Origin of the sequence: Bacillus sp. CHD6a, from assembly GCF_001293645.1 — a bacterium.
GTDB lineage: Bacteria > Bacillota > Bacilli > Bacillales > Bacillaceae_I > Sutcliffiella_A.
The window spans coordinates 1-16,402 of record NZ_LBMD01000044.1; the positions used below are offsets into that span (position 1 = coordinate 1).

Genomic DNA, 16,402 nt, shown 5'->3' on the forward strand with positions numbered 1-16,402 from the left:
ATTTGCGGAAATCAACAGCGGTGCCTTAACAAACTACTAAAAATCAAAGACTTTTTCAGTGGCCTTGATTTTTAACGGTGCGATTCCAGATCCAACCAAGTATAAAGGAGTGGAAGGGATGGAACAATTTGCTAACAGGATAATTGTTTTCTTAAACAGCCTGAAGAATGAGGCATTTGATGGAATGAACATTCTTATAGCAGGTCATAGATGTACCACTGGGGCAATCAGGGCTTATTTAGAGGGAGCTGTCGGAAAAGATAATGTTTTAAAATATTCGTCAAATAATGGGGATTACAAAGTTTATACTAACACGATTCTATCTTGATCGTTCCGTAGTTTCAGAAAAGTTATTTTGGCACCAACTCCCCAAACTACCTAATCTTCTCTTGCATAGTTCCCTTCCTTCTACGTTCTTCTGAAAAAAGCTAGGCCTTCACCTATCACCACATAATCCCATAAGATATCAAAAACTAATGGGGTGACCACATATATGTTCGTGAGAATAATTAAACCGCATTTGTTTCCTGCATCGGTAAGAACGGTTGAAGGTACAAAGTGGGGATATATAGATGAGAAGGGGGAGTTTGTGCTAAAGCCCACCTTTGAAGATGCAGGGGAGTTTCAGCAAAACGGGCTAGCGATTGTTCGTAAGGGTAGGGCAGGGGTTATTACACAAACCGGTAAATTTGTGGTTCGCCCCAAGTACAGCTCTATTTTCCCTTTTACAGAGGGCCGTGCCATAGCTATGTTAAATGAAGGTGGTTCAGTAGTCTTAAATGAGAAAGGTAAAGTATTGACGCAAAAAGCGTATTCGTTTATTAGTCCCTATCAAGGGGGCCGTGCGGTTTTCCAAGATTCTCATCATTCCCAAGATGGGGAATCGACACTTTATGGATACTTAGATTTGAACGGTAATGTAGCAATTCCTGCTCAATACCAGTATGCCTTTGATATGAGTAGCGGCAAAGCACTCGTACAGGTGAAAGATAGCTTATATGCTTTGTTAAATTCCACAGGAACCCAATTACAAACGTATCCGTATGAACAGATGAATGGATTAAGTGAGGGGCTTCTTTCCTTCAAAAAAACCTATCAGGATAAAGCAGGGTATGTAGATGAGTCAGGGAATGTCGTCATAAAACCGCAATTTGGTATGGCTTTACCTTTTCAGGGGGGGAGGGCTGTTGTCAATGCATCCAATGATTATAAAAACAGATTCGGTTTAATTGATAAGAGCGGGAACTACATCATTCCTCCAAGATATAATGATATCAATCAACTTGGTGGGAACAGGGCAGCTATCGGAAGAGCCATTAACCCTGAAGAACCATTTGTTGGCTCGACCTATGCAATAGCCGATACGGTGAGCGGACAGATATTGACTGATTTTCAATATGATACAGTGAACAACTATAAAGGGGAATATAGCTCTTTGACGCAAGGTATTAAAAGTTTCTTTATCAACAAAAGCGGCAGACAGGCAAAAGACCTTCCTGTTATAGATGGCATTGGAACGCTTTCTATCGAAGGGCAGTTGGTGAGGGCATTTGTGGATCAGAGGTTGTCCTACTATGATAAAGCTGGCAATCTAGTGTATGCTCAAAATTCAGTCATTCCTGTAAATAGGAATGTCTCAATCCGCGAAGAAAAATACCGGCCAAACAAAGATTATCTCGTGTATTATCCACAATTACAGGGAATGAAAAATAAAGAAGCAGAGAAAAAAGTGAACGAAGTATTACGTACACAATCTCAAATTATTCCTATTCCCCCGGATAAACAGCTGGATTATAATTACACAGGTGATTTTTCTGTGAAATTTTATAAAAAGAACTTACTAATTTTAGAGCTTAACAGCTACAACTACCCGTTTGGAGCAGCACACGGGATGCCGACGCAAATCATGGTCCCGATAGATATTAATTCTGGTAAAATCTACACCTTAAAAGATTTATTCAAGGCGAACAGTGACTATGTCAAGGTGTTAAGCGATTTGGTGGAGAAACAAATACAGGAAACCCCCGATAACTACTTCCCAGATTCATTTAAGGGAATTCAACCTGATCAGCCCTTCTACGTGTCGAGTGATTCCTTGTTTCTTTACTTTACACCTTATGAAATAGCACCATATGCAGCAGGGTTTCCGACTTTTGAAATACCATTTAAAGAGATTAACAGTATTATTGATAAAAAGGGAGCTTTTTGGCGATCTTTCCATTAATGTTAAAGGAAATAAGAAAGGGTAGCGCATGATTATGCTGCCTTTTCTTACATAAATAGTGAGGAGATAAAAAGTAATGAATCTTAAACCATTATTTAAATTTATGATTTTAGCAACAGTAATACCTATATCATATATATTCTTCTAGTACAGAAGAGGATTATGTTAAGCTCACTAAAGAAATAAGAGTAGAAGGGAAAGGTTCGTAAAATTAAGTAAAAGTGGTAGAGAAATTCAGTTATGGGTTCTTGGGATAGATTAGGAGAAAGAGACATGGGTAAAGTAGTTTTTTGAGCGAAATGATCCAAAATGAGAAACTATCAGATCCTATCTAATACACATGGGCGTAAAGAAAAGATAGAACTCGAGCTGGGAACCTACACCTTCAAATAAAAGTAGACTGGTTTAAAAAATAGATAGCCCCATATTCGGTTGGGTTCCCTACATTTGAAATCCCATTCAAACAAATGAATAACATCATTGACAAAAAAGGCGCGTTTTGGCAGTCGTTTCACTAATCGTTTTGACAAAAAGAAAAAGGTAGCTTCTTCTAGAAGTCTACCTTTTTTCTATGTAGGAATGGTGATGATAAAGGTGGTACCCTTCCCTTTTTCACTTTGTACGTGGATGGTCCCTTTGACTTTATTGATTGTACTGTAGACCATCAACATTCCAAGGCCGGTTCCTTCTTCTTTCGTTGAAAAATACGGCTTACCTAATCGATTTATCTCATCCGAAGTCATGCCAACTCCTGAATCTTTAATTGTAATAATGATGTTGTTCTTTAGCTCCGTAAATGTGATAGAAAGTTTACCACCCTTAGGCTTCATCGCCTCAATACTGTTTTTAAAAAGGTTTATGAAACATTGTTGCAATTGATTGCGGTCATAGGACGTTTTTAATGTGTTGTGAAAGGAATAGTGAACTTCAACCTGATGCATGGCAGCATATGGGATGATAAGATTTTTTGTATATTCAGCCTCTTCTTCTAGATTAGAGTAGACCATATTTTCCGATTGTGGTTTTGCAAAAGAAAGGTAGTCACTCACAATTTTTTCGGCGCGCTTCAATTCTTGCAAGGAAAGATCTAAGTATCTTTTTTCTTCAGCACCAATTGTCTTTGATTTACCCAGTAATTGAAGAAAACCGCTCGTAACCGTTAAGGGATTTCTAATCTCATGAGAAACACTTGCAGACAGTTCGCTTACCACATTCAGTCGTTCAGAACTGATATAGCGCTCGCGGTTTCGAATATTTAGAATGATTTTTTCTATCAGTATGACGATAATTCCCATTAACGCTGCATGTGTTGTGACAGCATAAATACTAAGCATGATAAATTCGCTATTTAACGCATCGAAATAGAGACTTAAAAGAGTTAGATAGATTCCCATAAACACCGTTATTATACCAGCTGAAAAAATCAATCTATTCTTTGGTTTAAATGTCAAAAACATTTTATTTAGTAAAGGAACGAATAAAAATATAATTGTAGAGGTAAGGAAAGAGTTTAGAGTTCCTTCTCCTCCTATATAAAAACGGTATAAATTTAAGACTATGAAAAGTGGGAAAACAAATTTATGACCAGAATATAAGGCAATTATGAAAAAAGGGATATAACGTAAATCGAAAATGAACCCTAATTGTAAATGAATAGGATGAGACATGCATAGCACCATGGAAAGGGTGGCAAGAAAACTGAACATCCATCTATTAAAAGAATGATGTTTGTCTTCAAAAAAAACTAAATAGATGATTATAGGTAATATCAGAAAAAGAAAATTTAATAATAATGTTTCAATCAAGAGGTTAAACATCCCTTCTGCTACAACTTCCATTCCCATTAATAATAGCAGAAACAGTTAGATTTTGGTGCTAATAAAAGTGACTATGTGTAAATATTTCTAACAAACAAGAACAGGCACCAAATCTTGGTGCCTGCTCGACAGAAGTGAGAATAAAAGAGAAATGAAAATGAATATTAACGTATCATTTGTGGAACTTGCAAACCAAGACCTTTAGCAACGAACATGCCGTATTCTGGATCTGCTTTATAAAAATGGTCGATTTGACGAAGTTTAATTTCTTCGCTTTCCACAGGTGACATTGCTGTTACAATATTTTTTATTAAGCGGGTGCGTTCATCTATACTTAACAAACGATATAAATCACCAGCTTGAGTATAATGATCATTTTGATCATAGGCAACGCTATCAGCTATACCTGAAACAGGGTAAGCAGCTTGCTTGTTTTCAGGAGTCTCTTTTGGCCCGCTATAGCTATTGGGTTCATAGTAAACGGAGCCACCTCCATTGTTGTCAAACCTCATCTGGCCATCTCGTTGATAGTTGTGAACTTCAGTTCGTGCTCGGTTAATGGGAAGCGCCTGGTGATTCGCTCCAACACGGTAACGATGCGCATCATGATAAGCAAAAAGGCGCCCTTGCAGCATTTTGTCTGGAGATACGTCAATTCCAGGTACAAGTGTTCCTGGAGAGAACGTGGCCTGCTCCACTTCAGCAAAATAATTCTCGGGATTTCTATCCAATACCATTCGCCCAACTTCCATCAACGGATAATCTTTTTGTGACCATACTTTTGTCACATCGAATGGATCAAAGCGATAAGTATTCGCATCTTCCATTGGCATGATTTGTACGTAAACCTTCCATGAAGGGTGGTCACCTTTTTCAATGGCATTAAATAAATCCTCGGTATGATAATCAGGGTTCTCCCCAGCAATCTTCGTTCCAACCTCTTCAGTCATGTTTTTAATACCTTGTTCTGTTTTAAAATGATATTTAATCCAAACACCTTCACCTTCCTCATTCACCCATTTGAAAGTGTGACTACCGAAGCCATGCATATGGCGGTATGTAGCCGGAATTCCACGATCAGACATCAAGATGGTCACTTGATGAAGAGACTCTGGCGATAGAGACCAGAAATCCCATACGGCATTAGGATTTTTTCGATGCGTTTGAGGGTGACGCTTTTGTGTATGAATAAAGTCGGGAAACTTGATGGCATCTCTTATAAAAAATACTGGTGTGTTGTTTCCAACAAGATCATAGTTCCCGTCTTCTGTATAGAATTTTACGGCAAATCCACGTGGATCACGTACGGAATCTGCAGAACCGTTTTCACCTGCTACCGTGGAAAAACGGACAAAAAGTGGCGTTCTTTTTCCTACTTTTGAAAGGAAATTCGCCTTCGTGTATTTAGTAACATCATTCGTTACTTCGAAGTACCCGTGTGCACCAGCGCCTTTTGCGTGCACAACCCGCTCAGGAACACGTTCCCGGTTGAAATGTGCAAGTTTTTCTAAAAGGTGTACATCCTGTATAAGTGTAGGTCCTCTTGAACCGGCAGTCATGGAGTTTTGGTTATCTCCTACAGGAGCTCCCCAGCTAGTTGTCAGTCTATTATTAGTTGTCAAAATCCTTCACCTCAATAAAAAATATTTTTATTACATGCATAATGATAACAGTTATCAGACGAAAATCAATACTTTTTTATAATTATTATAAAGTAATAACATATATTTTAAAGTAATAGATATATATAATTTGTTTGTTTATGGTTGATTTGGAATTTGCTATACTACTAGAAAACGTGAGGAAAGGAGATGACTTGTTGTGAAGAAAAAGCATAAAAATAATCCAAGCTCTTTGACGAATAAAAAGGAAGAGAAGGTATCATTAAAAGATCAATTAGAAGGGGATGTTTATTCGAAATTAACATCCATGAAGGACCAACTACTTCAATCTGAACAAAAACAAAAAGCAGAAGAAGCTGAAAGAAAAAAAGAAGAAAAGCGTTTAAGAGAGAAGAACAAATCGTTTGAAGAATTGTTCGAAGAGAGTAATCAAAATTGGAAAGAATTCAAGTAAGGTCGGCTAAAAAGGAAAGGGAGAATGGTCTGTCTAGATAACCATTCTCTTTTTTGTCAGGAGAGGAAAAAAGCCATGACGAAGTAGACTGCTAAACATAACAGAGATCCAAGCAAAAATGGACCGATGTTTAATGTTGGCCTCTGTTGTTGCGGGGTGTAACGACCAGCCATGGAATCAAAAACAGCTGCTTCTGAATTTTTAGTGAAAATATCTCCTGAGGAACTAGTGAAGAAGGCAAGGAAGACAAAAGCAAGAGAGCCGAAAAACATGGTGCTTAAGAGGTTAAAGTCAAAATAGGTGGAGATTCCCAGTAAGATTCCAATTTCTACTGCAAGTACAATGAGTAAAGTGATAAGAAATTTGACCATTATATTTCCTCCTTGATACGTAGATAAATTAATCTACGTATCAAAATGGAATAAGTTTCAAAAATTTGATTGGATTATCCACAACCCCACTGTTCATTTTGCTTTCCGAGGGGTGACCATGAGCATTCATTAATTTACAGTTGCTCTAAAACAAAAAACAGCATCCCTAAAAAGGAAGCTGCTTCCTATTACTCACGATGTGAATCGTAATAAGCTTGTTTTACGAGTCCTTTAATAGTTGCATACTCTTTTTCTGAGAGTGATCGTTCATTTATGGCATGAACATTAGCTTCTAATTGTTCCATGGAGCTCGCACCTGGAATAACCGCTGCTACAGCAGGGTGTGCCAAACAATAGTGAAAGGCATTTGCTTGAAGAGGCTTATCACCAGTAACATTCATTAGCTTTGGTAAGAGATTCTCCAACTCTTCAAGACGGTATTCAAGAAAACCTTTTCCCATAAATTTGTTTTGTAGCTTATCAAGACCATTCTCCGATAAGAGCCCTTTCGCTAGTGGACCTCTAGCAATAACACTTATCTTATTTTGGTGAAGATAATCCAACCATTCTTCTGGACGTGTATCAAGTAGACTGTACTGCATCATTACCGAAACCATTGAGGAGTTTTCTACAAACCGCTTAATAACGTTAGGTCTAATGGAAGAAATTCCGTATTCGCGGATGTACCCGTCTTTTTTTAACTCCTCAAATGCCTCGATTGTTTCTTCGGTTGGGTCATCTATCGTTCCACCATGAAGTTGGTAGAGATCGATATAATCGGTTTGAAGGCGGTGAAGACTGTCTTTGACTGCAGATTGGATATGCTGTTTAGATGGATCCCATTTCCATCCTTCTTTTCCTTGTGTCCATTTGTTTCCTGCTTTTGTTGCAAGAATGACTTTATCTCGTTGTCCTTTTAAAGCTTTTCCTACCAGTTCCTCATTTTGTCCGAAATCATAGAGATCAGCAGTATCTAGGTAATTGATTCCTAAATCTAGTGCTTTTTTTACAATATCTATCGCTTTTGTTTCTTCCGTGCCTAGGGACATACAGCCAAGACCAAGTTGGCTTACATACAGGTCGGATTTGCCGAGTCGATTTTTAGGTATCAAAAAAAAACCTCCTTTTTCCTCATTTTACCGAAAAGGAGGTCACTGCTTCAAATTATTCATCTTTAATAGAATTAATCCATGTTTTCACATACACATGTCGATGGGAATATTCCTTAAGCTTATTACGGATTTCCCACGCCTTTCCTACTAATACGATATTGTTTGGACGGACATATACCTTCAATTTACTCCCTCCTCACCCTTGTATGGTAGAATGTATGAAGAAATGGATGACTAAAGAACAAGGAGCGGTCGGGATGGAACATTTAAAAGAAAAAACGTTACATAGTGAAAAATTATTCTCAGGAAGAATCATCGATTTATATGTAGAGGATGTCGAACTTCCAAACGGTAAGACAAGTAAAAGGGAAATTATCAAACACCCAGGAGCAGTGGCGGTTATTGCTGTAACTGAAGAGAACAACATCATTATGGTCCGCCAATACCGAAAGGCAATGGAGCGCACGTTAGTAGAGATCCCGGCAGGTAAACTGGAAAAAGGGGAAGAGCCAATCGTTACCGCAAAACGGGAACTTCAAGAGGAAACAGGCTATACATGTGATGAATTGGAGCCATTGATTTCTTTTTATACTTCACCTGGTTTTGCAGATGAATTGGTACACTTATTCATTGCAAAAGGATTGCATAAAGATACGGAAGAACATCATCTAGATGAAGATGAATTTGTGGACTTGTTGGAAGTGTCAATAGATGAGGCTCTTGATCTTATTGAAAAAAGGGAAATTTATGATGCGAAGACTGCTTATGCCGTGCAGTATTTGCAAATGCAAACATTGCTTCGAAAGTAGGGGACGGCCATGCAAGATTATTTTGTCGACTTACATATACATTTGGGCCGGACAACAAGCGGTAAGCCAGTAAAAATTACAGCCTCCAATCAATTGACATTGGAGGCTGTTTTGGAAGAGGCTCGTTTTAAAAAGGGCTTAGACATGGTCGGAGTGATTGATTGTCAGGTACCTGAAGTGCTAATCGGTCTTCGTAATCGTATTGCATCTGGTGAGCTGAGGGAACTCGTTGATGGCGGGGTACGGATGGGTGATATTACGTTGATCCTTGGAGCGGAAGTGGAGATTTATGATGAGAACTGTCAAGGTCTAATTCATGCTCTCTGTTATATGAAGACAGTGGAGAGAATGGTGGAGTTCTCAAACTGGTTAAGCAAGCGAATGAAAAATGTCACCTTGTCCACACAACGAGTTTATGCAAATGCGGTTGAAATTCAGCATGAGGTTCATCGATTAGATGGCCTATGTATTCCTGCTCATGTTTTTACTCCATTTAAAAGTTTGTATGGCAAAGGTGTAAAATGGAGTTTAAATGAGGTGTTTGAAGCAGAGTTAATTGACGCAATTGAGCTTGGTTTGAGTGCTGACACTTTAATGGCTAAACGGATAAAAGAATTGGAGAAGTACACATTCCTTTCTAATTCTGATGCTCATTCTGTCGGTAAAATTGCCCGCGAATATCAGAAGGTGCGCATGAAGGAACCAAGTTTTGAGGAGTTGCGGCTTGCTTTGAAAGAAGTGGATGGGCGAGGAGTGCTGGCAAATTACGGGTTGAGTCCGCAGTTAGGTAAGTACTATACCACAGTTTGTGAAAAGTGCTTAACTCCTTTTTTACATGGGAAAGACATATGTAGCAGTTGTGCCCACACCAAATTTGTTAAAGGTGTTTCTGATCGGATTGAAGAGCTGGCAGATAATGAGACATCTACGAGACGCCGCCCCCCATATATTCATCAGGTACCGCTAGATTTCATACCAGGCGTAGGCCCCAAAACTTTGTCAAAATTACGCGGAGTTTTTGGCACCGAGATGGGAATACTGCATGAAGCAAGTCACGTTGAATTAATGGATGTTGTAGGGGAAAAAGTGGCTTCTTTGATCGTGGCAGCTCGGAGCGGTAAGTTGGCGTTTACATCTGGCGGTGGGGGCAAGTTTGGTAAAGTAAGTGAAATATAACGTGAATAGTTACTACTTTATTGTGGAGAATGGGGGGGCAGTGACTTCCTTAGCAAGGGGAAAAGAGAAAGATTGTCCTTATTGGAGGCAATGACTCCCTCATGAAGTAAAATGCGTGAAACATTGTCTTCATAGAGGTCGTATGACTCCCTTATGAGGGAAAAGCATGACACATTGTCCTCATAGAGCCCGAATGACTCCCTCAGGAATGGGAAAAAGAGAAACATTGTCCTCATAGAGCCCGAATGACTCCCTCATGAGGGAAAATGCATGAAACATTGTCCTCATAGAGCCCCAATGACTCCTTCATGAAGTAAAAAGCATAAAACATGGTCCTCATAGAGCCCGAATGACTCCCTCATGAGGGAAAATGCATGAAACATGGTCCTCATAGAGCCCGAATGACTCCCTCATGAAAGAAAATGCCTGACACATTGTCCTCATAGAACCCCAATGACTCCCTCATGAAGTAAAAAGCATAAAACATTGTCCTCATAGAGCCCCAATAACTCCCTCAACAGAAAAAATCCTTGAAACATCGTCCTCATACAACTCTAATTTCAACCGTTCTCTCGCTTAGTCGAAATCCCAAATATACAAATTCTAATTTTAAAACAAGTCATACTTCCTTGCCTCTATCATACAATCTAGTAAGAGAGTGATAGGAGGAAGAAGGATGAAAAAACAGTCGCGGTTTACTATTTTACTAGGGCATATAAAAGAACACTCCTCTCTATATTTGTTTATAGTGGTACTTTTTTTTATGGGAGTAATCTTCGGGGCCATCGTGGTCAATAGCATGAATTTTTCACAAAAACAAGATCTGTTTGTCTATTTGAGCCGCTTCTTTGGTCAGGTGGAAGAAGGTCAGTTTGCAAGCTCGAAAGATATATTTTTTCAGAGCTATTTTCATAATATTAAATACGTTCTTCTCATGTGGATACTTGGCATATCCATTATTGGACTTCCAGTAATATTAATTCTGCTGTTTTTAAAAGGAGTAGTAGTAGGATTTACCGTAGGTTTCTTAGTAAATCAACTCAGCTGGAAAGGGTTCCTGTTTTCCTTTGTTGCCATTCTTCCACAAAACATGATTGCCATTCCAGCTTATATTATCATTGGGACTTTATCTGTGGCCTTTTCCTTAAAAATGATCAGGCAGCAATTTGTAAAAAGAATACAAGAACCATTTTTTCAACAGTTCATGAAGTACACGATGGCCATGGGGCTGATTTGCTTATTGCTTGTCGGTGCTTCATTAATCGAAGCGTTGGCTTCACCAGTATTTATGAAGTCAGTGATTTCTATATTAGAATAATAATAATATGATAATAATTATTTTCGCTTATTTATAATCATTATTTTTTTCTTTGACAGTTCCCTGCGCTTTAGATAAAATAAAGTGGTATAGCGAGGGAGGGAACGAAATGGAAACAAGGATAGATCGCATAAAAAAGCTACTGCATTCCGCAAGCTATAAGTTGACTCCTCAGCGAGAATCAACAGTCCGGGTCTTGTTGGAACATGAAGAGGACCATTTGAGCGCGGAAGATGTATACCTCCTCGTGAAAGAAAAGTCACCTGAAATTGGACTTGCTACGGTATACCGAACTTTGGAACTTCTGACGGAACTGAAAATTGTCGATAAAATAAATTTTGGCGATGGAGTATCACGCTATGACTTACGCCAAGAGGGCGCTAAGCATTTTCATCATCACTTAGTTTGTATAGAGTGTGGAGCCGTCGATGAAATTCAAGACGACCTCTTAGAAGATGTAGAGGAAATTGTAGAACGTGATTGGAATTTTAAAATTAAAGATCACCGTTTAACTTTTCATGGAATTTGCCATCGATGCCAAGATACGGAAGATGAAACTGAAGAAGAAAGTACATAAGCCTTTTCCGCCGAACACGGAAAAGGTTTTTATTTTGTTTTCAAGGTATAATTGTGCTTGAATTTGTCATACCTTCTAATAAGACAAGTTTATTTGCTTAACTTGCATATTTGGAGGTAGACTTTCATGAAGAAAATTATAGATTCATGCTATAATACATTTAAAGTATTTATTTTATTCACTGGTTGTACGGTCCTATTTTACTATGGAATTATGTGGATTAATCAAGAGTATCAAAATTACCACCGCTATGACGAGCCTGAAGGGGCAGCGGTGAAAGTGACAAAAATGGTAGAAGAGAGGGATGAGGGCTGGCTACAGCGCTTAGTATTCTTTTATCATTACGGGGAGTAGAGGGTATTGCAGGATCAATTAAAAGATTTTATTCATTTTTTAGTAGTGGAAAAAGGCCTGGCATCAAATACAGTCGTTTCTTATGAGCGAGACTTGAAATCTTATCTTTTGTATTTAAATAAGGTAGAAGAGATGTCTTCGTTGGATGCGGTGACTCGCTCTAACATCTTACAATTCTTAAAGTTTCTCACCGAGAATGGGAAATCATCGAAAACCATTGCCAGACATATTGCCTCCATACGCTCATTTCATCAATTTTTGCTTAGGGAAAAGGTCACAACTCAAGATCCAACCGTACATATTGACCGTCCTAAACAAGAACAAAAGCTTCCACAAGTGATGTCTTTAGAAGAGGTGCAAGCATTACTTGATTCACCTGATACAACCAAAGTGTTCGGAATTCGCGACAAAGCGATGCTGGAACTATTGTATGCTACTGGTATGCGTGTCTCCGAGCTAATATCCCTAAATCTTAGTGATGTTCATTTAACGATGGGGTTTGTCCGTTGCATTGGAAAGGGTAACAAGGAAAGAATCATTCCGCTTGGATCAATGGCTCAAAATGCCATTACCAATTATATAGAAGAAAGTCGTAGCCATCTGTTAAAGAAAAAGAACACAGATGCATTATTTGTAAACCTTTACGGTAATCGTCTGACTAGACAGGGCTTCTGGAAAATCTTAAAAAAGTTGACAAAGGAAGCAGGTATTGAAAAAGAGTTAACACCTCATACATTGCGACATTCCTTTGCTACTCATCTTTTGGAAAATGGGGCAGATCTTCGTGCCGTTCAAGAGATGTTAGGTCATGCGGATATTTCTACTACTCAAATTTACACACATGTCACGAAGACCCGCATGAAGGATGTTTACTCCATGTTCCACCCGAGAGCTTAATACTTGATTCTTTTGCGGGAACAGAAGAAAGGGCTGTTCGAACAATCTGAACAGTCTTTTTTTATCATTTTATTTGCAACTTTGAAAGCGCTTGTTTATACTAGAGGCAGAGGTCAGACTTCTGACAAGTAGAAGTGTAGTCTTGTATGATTATCCTAGATAAAAAAGGGGAAAATACAAGAGGTAAAATCAGATCGAAAGTTTGTAGGAGGTTAAAAAATGAGTTCTTATACATATAAAAGAGTGTTTTTAGTTGTGCTGGATTCTGTTGGAATCGGCGAAGCACCGGATGCTGAAAAGTTTGGTGATAAAGGGGCAGATACACTAGGGCATATTGCAGAGCGCATGAACGGGTTGAACATGCCGAATATGGCCAAGCTTGGTCTAAGTAATATTGAAGAAGTAAAAGGTGTACCTAAGGCAGAAAAGCCTTTAGCTTATTTTACAAAAATGGAAGAAGCATCAAGTGGAAAAGATACAATGACAGGTCACTGGGAGATTATGGGCTTGCGCATTGATACACCTTTCCGAGTATTCCCTGACGGATTCCCGGATGAGTTAATTAGTGAACTGGAAGAACGCACAGGCCGTAAAATTATCGGAAACATTCCTGCTAGTGGAACGGAGATTCTTGATCAACTTGGTCAGGAACACGTAGATTCAGGAGCATTAATTGTGTATACTTCTGCAGATTCCGTTCTTCAAATTGCAGCGCATGAAGATGTTGTTCCCATTGAAGAGCTATATGACATTTGTAAAATTGCGCGTGAATTAACCTTAGATGAAAAATACATGGTCGGTCGTATTATTGCACGTCCATTTATTGGTGAAGCAGGTAACTGGAAACGTACCTCTAACCGTCATGACTATGCTTTAAAACCATTTGAACGTACTGTTATGAATGAACTGAAAGATAGTGGATTTGACGTTATTTCCATTGGCAAAATTTCCGATATTTTTGATGGTGAAGGTGTGACAAAATCACTTCGTACTGTCTCTAATATGGACGGAATGGACAAATTGGTGGAAACAACAAAGATGGACTTTACTGGTATCAGTTTCTTGAACTTGGTTGATTTTGATGCAGTTTACGGTCACAGAAGAGACCCTGAAGGATATGGAAAAGCACTAGAAGAGTATGATGCACGCCTTCCTGAAGTGTTTGCAAACTTAAAAGAGAATGATCTTTTGATTATTACTGCTGACCATGGTAATGACCCTACAGCACCTGGAACAGATCATACGAGAGAATATGTGCCATTATTAGCGTACTCCCCTCAACATAAAGAAGGCAAACAATTAGAAATTCGTAAAACCTTTGCTGATATCGGTTCTACAATTGCGGACAACTTTAACACAAGAATGCCTAAGCATGGAAAAAGCTTTTTGCAAGATTTAAATTAGGAGGAACCTAAAAATGAATTTAGAAGCTATCAAAAAATCAGCTGAATATATTAATGAGAAAATATCTAACAAACCTGAAATCGGACTAATTCTTGGGTCAGGTCTTGGTGTGTTAGCAGAAGAAATTCAAAATCCGGTTGTGATTCCTTACACAGAGATACCTGAGTTCCCAGTATCCACTGTTGAAGGTCATGCTGGCCAGCTTGTAATTGGTGAATTGGAAGGAAAAACAGTTATCGCGATGCAAGGCCGTTTTCATTTCTATGAAGGGTATGCAATGGAGAAAGTAACGTTTCCTGTTCGCGTGATGAAATATATTGGTGTGGAAAAATTAATCGTAACTAATGCTGCAGGTGGAGTGAACGAAAGCTTTGAAGCGGGAGATCTTATGATTCTTTCCGATCACATCAACAATATGGGGACAAATCCGCTTATTGGACCTAACAACAATGAGCTTGGTGCCCGCTTCCCGGACATGTCAGAACCATATTGCAAAAATCTCCGTAAATTAGCTAAAGACGTTGCGGCAGAAATCGGCTTAAAGGTTCAAGAGGGAGTATACGTTGGGAACACAGGCCCTTCTTATGAAACTCCTGCAGAAGTTAGAATGCTTCGCACACTCGGTGGAGACGCTGTTGGAATGTCCACTGTACCAGAAGTTATCGTTGCCCGTCACAGTGGCATGAAAGTATTGGGAATTTCTTGTATCTCTAACATGGCTGCAGGAATTCTTGACCAGCCATTAACACACGACGAAGTAATGGAAACAACGGAAATGGTAAAAGCAAACTTCCTACAATTCGTAAAAACAATTGTTAAAGGTATGTAATTTATTCTATAAAAAATAAGAGGTGTTTCTGCATGAGAATGGTAGACCTTATTCAAAAGAAACGTGACGGAAAAGAACTATCAACAGAGGAAATCCAATTCATCGTAACAGGATTCACAGACGGATCCATTCCTGACTATCAAATGAGCGCTTTCTCTATGGCCATCTTCTTCCAAGGGATGAGTGATCAAGAACGTGCAAACCTTACTATGGCAATGGTGCACTCTGGTGATACTATCGATCTATCTGCTATTGAAGGCATCAAAGTTGATAAGCACAGTACTGGCGGCGTTGGCGATACCACTACGTTAGTACTAGCACCATTAGTAGCGGCTGTTGGTGTTCCTGTTGCTAAAATGAGTGGACGTGGCCTTGGTCACACTGGTGGAACAATCGATAAACTCGAATCTGTACCAGGCTTCCACGTGGAAATCGATAATCAAGAATTTATCAACTACGTTAATAAAAATAAAGTGGCTGTTATCGGACAAAGCGGAAATCTAACACCTGCAGACAAAAAACTTTATGCATTGCGTGATGTAACAGCTACTGTTAACAGCATTCCGTTAATTGCAAGTTCCATCATGAGTAAAAAGATTGCCGCGGGTGCAGATGCAATTGTCTTGGACGTAAAAACTGGTGCTGGCGCATTTATGAAAGACTTGGATGAAGCAAAAAAACTTGCAAAAGCAATGGTGGATATCGGAAACAATGTAGGACGCAGAACAATGGCAGTAATCTCTGATATGAGCCAGCCACTTGGATTTGCAATTGGTAATGCTTTGGAGATCAAAGAAGCTATCGACACGTTACGTGGTGAAGGACCAAAAGATTTAGAAGAGCTATGCCTAGAGCTGGGTAGCTATATGGTTCTTTTAGCGGAAAAAGCATCTACTTTGGAAGAAGCTCGAAAAATGCTAGAAGAAGTTATCCGTTCTGGGGCAGCAATTGAGACGTTAAAAACGTTCCTTGAAGCCCAAGGTGGAGACGCTTCAGTTGTGGATAACCCTGAGAAATTGCCGCAAGCAAAGCACGTTGTGGAGCTTGAAGCAAAAGAAGCTGGAGTAGTATCTGAGATAGTGGCTGATTCTGTTGGAACTGCAGCTATGTTACTTGGTGCTGGACGCGCAACAAAAGACTCTGAAATTGATCTTGCAGTAGGAATTGTTCTACGCAAAAAGATTGGTGATAAAGTGGAAGCAGGCGAATCTCTTGCAACGATTCACAGTAACCAAGAAGATCTAACAAAAGTAAAAGAAGCATTGTATGAAAGCATTAAAGTGGTAAGTGGGGACGTAACGGTTCCACCACTTGTATATGATACGATTTCTGAATAAGATGAATTACGTTGAAAACAGTCCTGCCGTTTGGTGGGGCTGTTTTTTTAGTTTCTAACATTTCTGTTGATCTGAAGGTCCCAACTGGTAGTAGAGAGGGA

At 39.1% G+C, this 16,402-nt stretch carries 17 protein-coding genes; 12 read left to right on the top strand and 5 right to left on the bottom strand.

The window, feature by feature from the left end; genetic code table 11:
- Positions 1-118: 118 nt before the first annotated feature.
- Together AAV98_RS19370 and AAV98_RS19375 are read left to right on the top strand one after the other, a co-directional pair.
- The gene (locus AAV98_RS19370) at positions 119-328 is read left to right on the top strand and encodes a hypothetical protein (protein ID WP_060667157.1); all 210 of its coding nucleotides are present in this window, start codon (positions 119-121) and stop codon (positions 326-328) included.
- 165 nt (positions 329-493) lie between these two features.
- On the top strand, positions 494-2,224 hold the full coding sequence (locus tag AAV98_RS19375) for a WG repeat-containing protein (protein ID WP_060667158.1): 1,731 nt from the start codon (positions 494-496) through the stop codon (positions 2,222-2,224).
- Between the two features lie 569 nt (positions 2,225-2,793).
- Here AAV98_RS19375 and AAV98_RS19380 read toward each other — a convergent pair.
- Together AAV98_RS19380 and katA are read right to left on the bottom strand one after the other, a co-directional pair.
- Positions 2,794-4,029 carry an ATP-binding protein gene (locus AAV98_RS19380; RefSeq protein ID WP_060667170.1) on the bottom strand — a complete coding sequence of 412 codons (1,236 nt, stop codon included), beginning with the start codon at positions 4,027-4,029 and terminating at the stop codon, positions 2,794-2,796.
- Between the two features lie 176 nt (positions 4,030-4,205).
- Positions 4,206-5,663, bottom strand: a complete 1,458-nt coding sequence (gene katA / locus AAV98_RS19385; RefSeq protein WP_060667159.1) for a catalase KatA — start codon at positions 5,661-5,663, stop codon at positions 4,206-4,208.
- 199 nt (positions 5,664-5,862) lie between these two features.
- On the opposite strand from katA, the gene AAV98_RS19390 reads away from it, so the two are divergent.
- The gene (locus AAV98_RS19390; RefSeq protein ID WP_060667160.1) at positions 5,863-6,117 is read left to right on the top strand and encodes a YqkE family protein; all 255 of its coding nucleotides are present in this window, start codon (positions 5,863-5,865) and stop codon (positions 6,115-6,117) included.
- 56 nt (positions 6,118-6,173) lie between these two features.
- Here AAV98_RS19390 and AAV98_RS19395 read toward each other — a convergent pair whose 3' ends face one another.
- The 3 genes from AAV98_RS19395 to mciZ form a co-directional block, all read right to left on the bottom strand.
- Complete coding sequence (locus tag AAV98_RS19395; protein ID WP_060667161.1) at positions 6,174-6,488, bottom strand: hypothetical protein; 315 nt, start codon at positions 6,486-6,488, stop codon at positions 6,174-6,176.
- 188 nt (positions 6,489-6,676) lie between these two features.
- Complete coding sequence (locus AAV98_RS19400; protein WP_060667171.1) at positions 6,677-7,597, bottom strand: aldo/keto reductase; 921 nt, start codon at positions 7,595-7,597, stop codon at positions 6,677-6,679.
- Between the two features lie 55 nt (positions 7,598-7,652).
- A complete protein-coding gene (gene mciZ / locus AAV98_RS19405; protein WP_060667162.1) occupies positions 7,653-7,784 on the bottom strand; it encodes a Z-ring formation inhibitor MciZ in 132 nt (43 codons plus the stop codon).
- Between the two features lie 73 nt (positions 7,785-7,857).
- Here mciZ and AAV98_RS19410 point away from each other — a divergent pair, with 73 nt between their 5' ends.
- The 9 genes from AAV98_RS19410 to AAV98_RS19450 all read left to right on the top strand — a co-directional run bounded on the left by AAV98_RS19410 (position 7,858) and on the right by AAV98_RS19450 (position 16,301).
- Positions 7,858-8,409: an NUDIX hydrolase gene (locus tag AAV98_RS19410; protein ID WP_060667172.1), complete on the top strand. Its 552-nt coding sequence runs from the start codon at positions 7,858-7,860 to the stop codon at positions 8,407-8,409.
- 9 nt (positions 8,410-8,418) lie between these two features.
- Positions 8,419-9,585: an endonuclease Q family protein gene (locus AAV98_RS19415; protein WP_060667163.1), complete on the top strand. Its 1,167-nt coding sequence runs from the start codon at positions 8,419-8,421 to the stop codon at positions 9,583-9,585.
- Positions 9,586-10,261: 676 nt separating this feature from the next.
- The gene (gene spoIIM, locus AAV98_RS19420; protein ID WP_060667164.1) at positions 10,262-10,903 is read left to right on the top strand and encodes a stage II sporulation protein M; all 642 of its coding nucleotides are present in this window, start codon (positions 10,262-10,264) and stop codon (positions 10,901-10,903) included.
- A gap of 109 nt (positions 10,904-11,012) precedes the next feature.
- Positions 11,013-11,480, top strand: coding sequence for a ferric iron uptake transcriptional regulator (gene fur / locus AAV98_RS19425; protein WP_060667165.1), 468 nt, complete (start codon positions 11,013-11,015; stop codon positions 11,478-11,480).
- A 126-nt stretch (positions 11,481-11,606) separates the two neighbouring features.
- Positions 11,607-11,834, top strand: a complete 228-nt coding sequence (locus AAV98_RS19430) for a YqzK family protein (protein WP_060667166.1) — start codon at positions 11,607-11,609, stop codon at positions 11,832-11,834.
- A 6-nt stretch (positions 11,835-11,840) separates the two neighbouring features.
- A complete protein-coding gene (xerD, locus tag AAV98_RS19435; RefSeq protein WP_060667167.1) occupies positions 11,841-12,731 on the top strand; it encodes a site-specific tyrosine recombinase XerD in 891 nt (296 codons plus the stop codon).
- 219 nt (positions 12,732-12,950) lie between these two features.
- Complete coding sequence (deoB, locus tag AAV98_RS19440) at positions 12,951-14,135, top strand: phosphopentomutase (RefSeq protein ID WP_060667168.1); 1,185 nt, start codon at positions 12,951-12,953, stop codon at positions 14,133-14,135.
- A gap of 13 nt (positions 14,136-14,148) precedes the next feature.
- Positions 14,149-14,964 carry a purine-nucleoside phosphorylase gene (locus AAV98_RS19445; protein ID WP_060667169.1) on the top strand — a complete coding sequence of 272 codons (816 nt, stop codon included), beginning with the start codon at positions 14,149-14,151 and terminating at the stop codon, positions 14,962-14,964.
- 32 nt (positions 14,965-14,996) lie between these two features.
- On the top strand, positions 14,997-16,301 hold the full coding sequence (locus AAV98_RS19450; protein WP_156317871.1) for a pyrimidine-nucleoside phosphorylase: 1,305 nt from the start codon (positions 14,997-14,999) through the stop codon (positions 16,299-16,301).
- Positions 16,302-16,402: the final 101 nt, after the last annotated feature.

Excerpts from the sequence above, each read along its gene's own strand:
- AAV98_RS19370 (WP_060667157.1), top strand. The coding sequence starts at position 119 with ATGGAACAATTTGCTAACAGGATAATTGTTTTCTTAAACAGCCTGAAG.
- AAV98_RS19375 (WP_060667158.1), top strand. The coding sequence starts at position 494 with ATGTTCGTGAGAATAATTAAACCGCATTTGTTTCCTGCATCGGTAAGA.
- AAV98_RS19395 (WP_060667161.1), bottom strand. The coding sequence starts at position 6,488 with ATGGTCAAATTTCTTATCACTTTACTCATTGTACTTGCAGTAGAAATT.
- AAV98_RS19410 (WP_060667172.1), top strand. The coding sequence starts at position 7,858 with ATGGAACATTTAAAAGAAAAAACGTTACATAGTGAAAAATTATTCTCA.
- AAV98_RS19415 (WP_060667163.1), top strand. The coding sequence starts at position 8,419 with ATGCAAGATTATTTTGTCGACTTACATATACATTTGGGCCGGACAACA.
- spoIIM (WP_060667164.1), top strand. The coding sequence starts at position 10,262 with ATGAAAAAACAGTCGCGGTTTACTATTTTACTAGGGCATATAAAAGAA.
- fur (WP_060667165.1), top strand. The coding sequence starts at position 11,013 with ATGGAAACAAGGATAGATCGCATAAAAAAGCTACTGCATTCCGCAAGC.
- AAV98_RS19430 (WP_060667166.1), top strand. The coding sequence starts at position 11,607 with ATGAAGAAAATTATAGATTCATGCTATAATACATTTAAAGTATTTATT.
- deoB (WP_060667168.1), top strand. The coding sequence starts at position 12,951 with ATGAGTTCTTATACATATAAAAGAGTGTTTTTAGTTGTGCTGGATTCT.
- AAV98_RS19445 (WP_060667169.1), top strand. The coding sequence starts at position 14,149 with ATGAATTTAGAAGCTATCAAAAAATCAGCTGAATATATTAATGAGAAA.
- AAV98_RS19450 (WP_156317871.1), top strand. The coding sequence starts at position 14,997 with ATGAGAATGGTAGACCTTATTCAAAAGAAACGTGACGGAAAAGAACTA.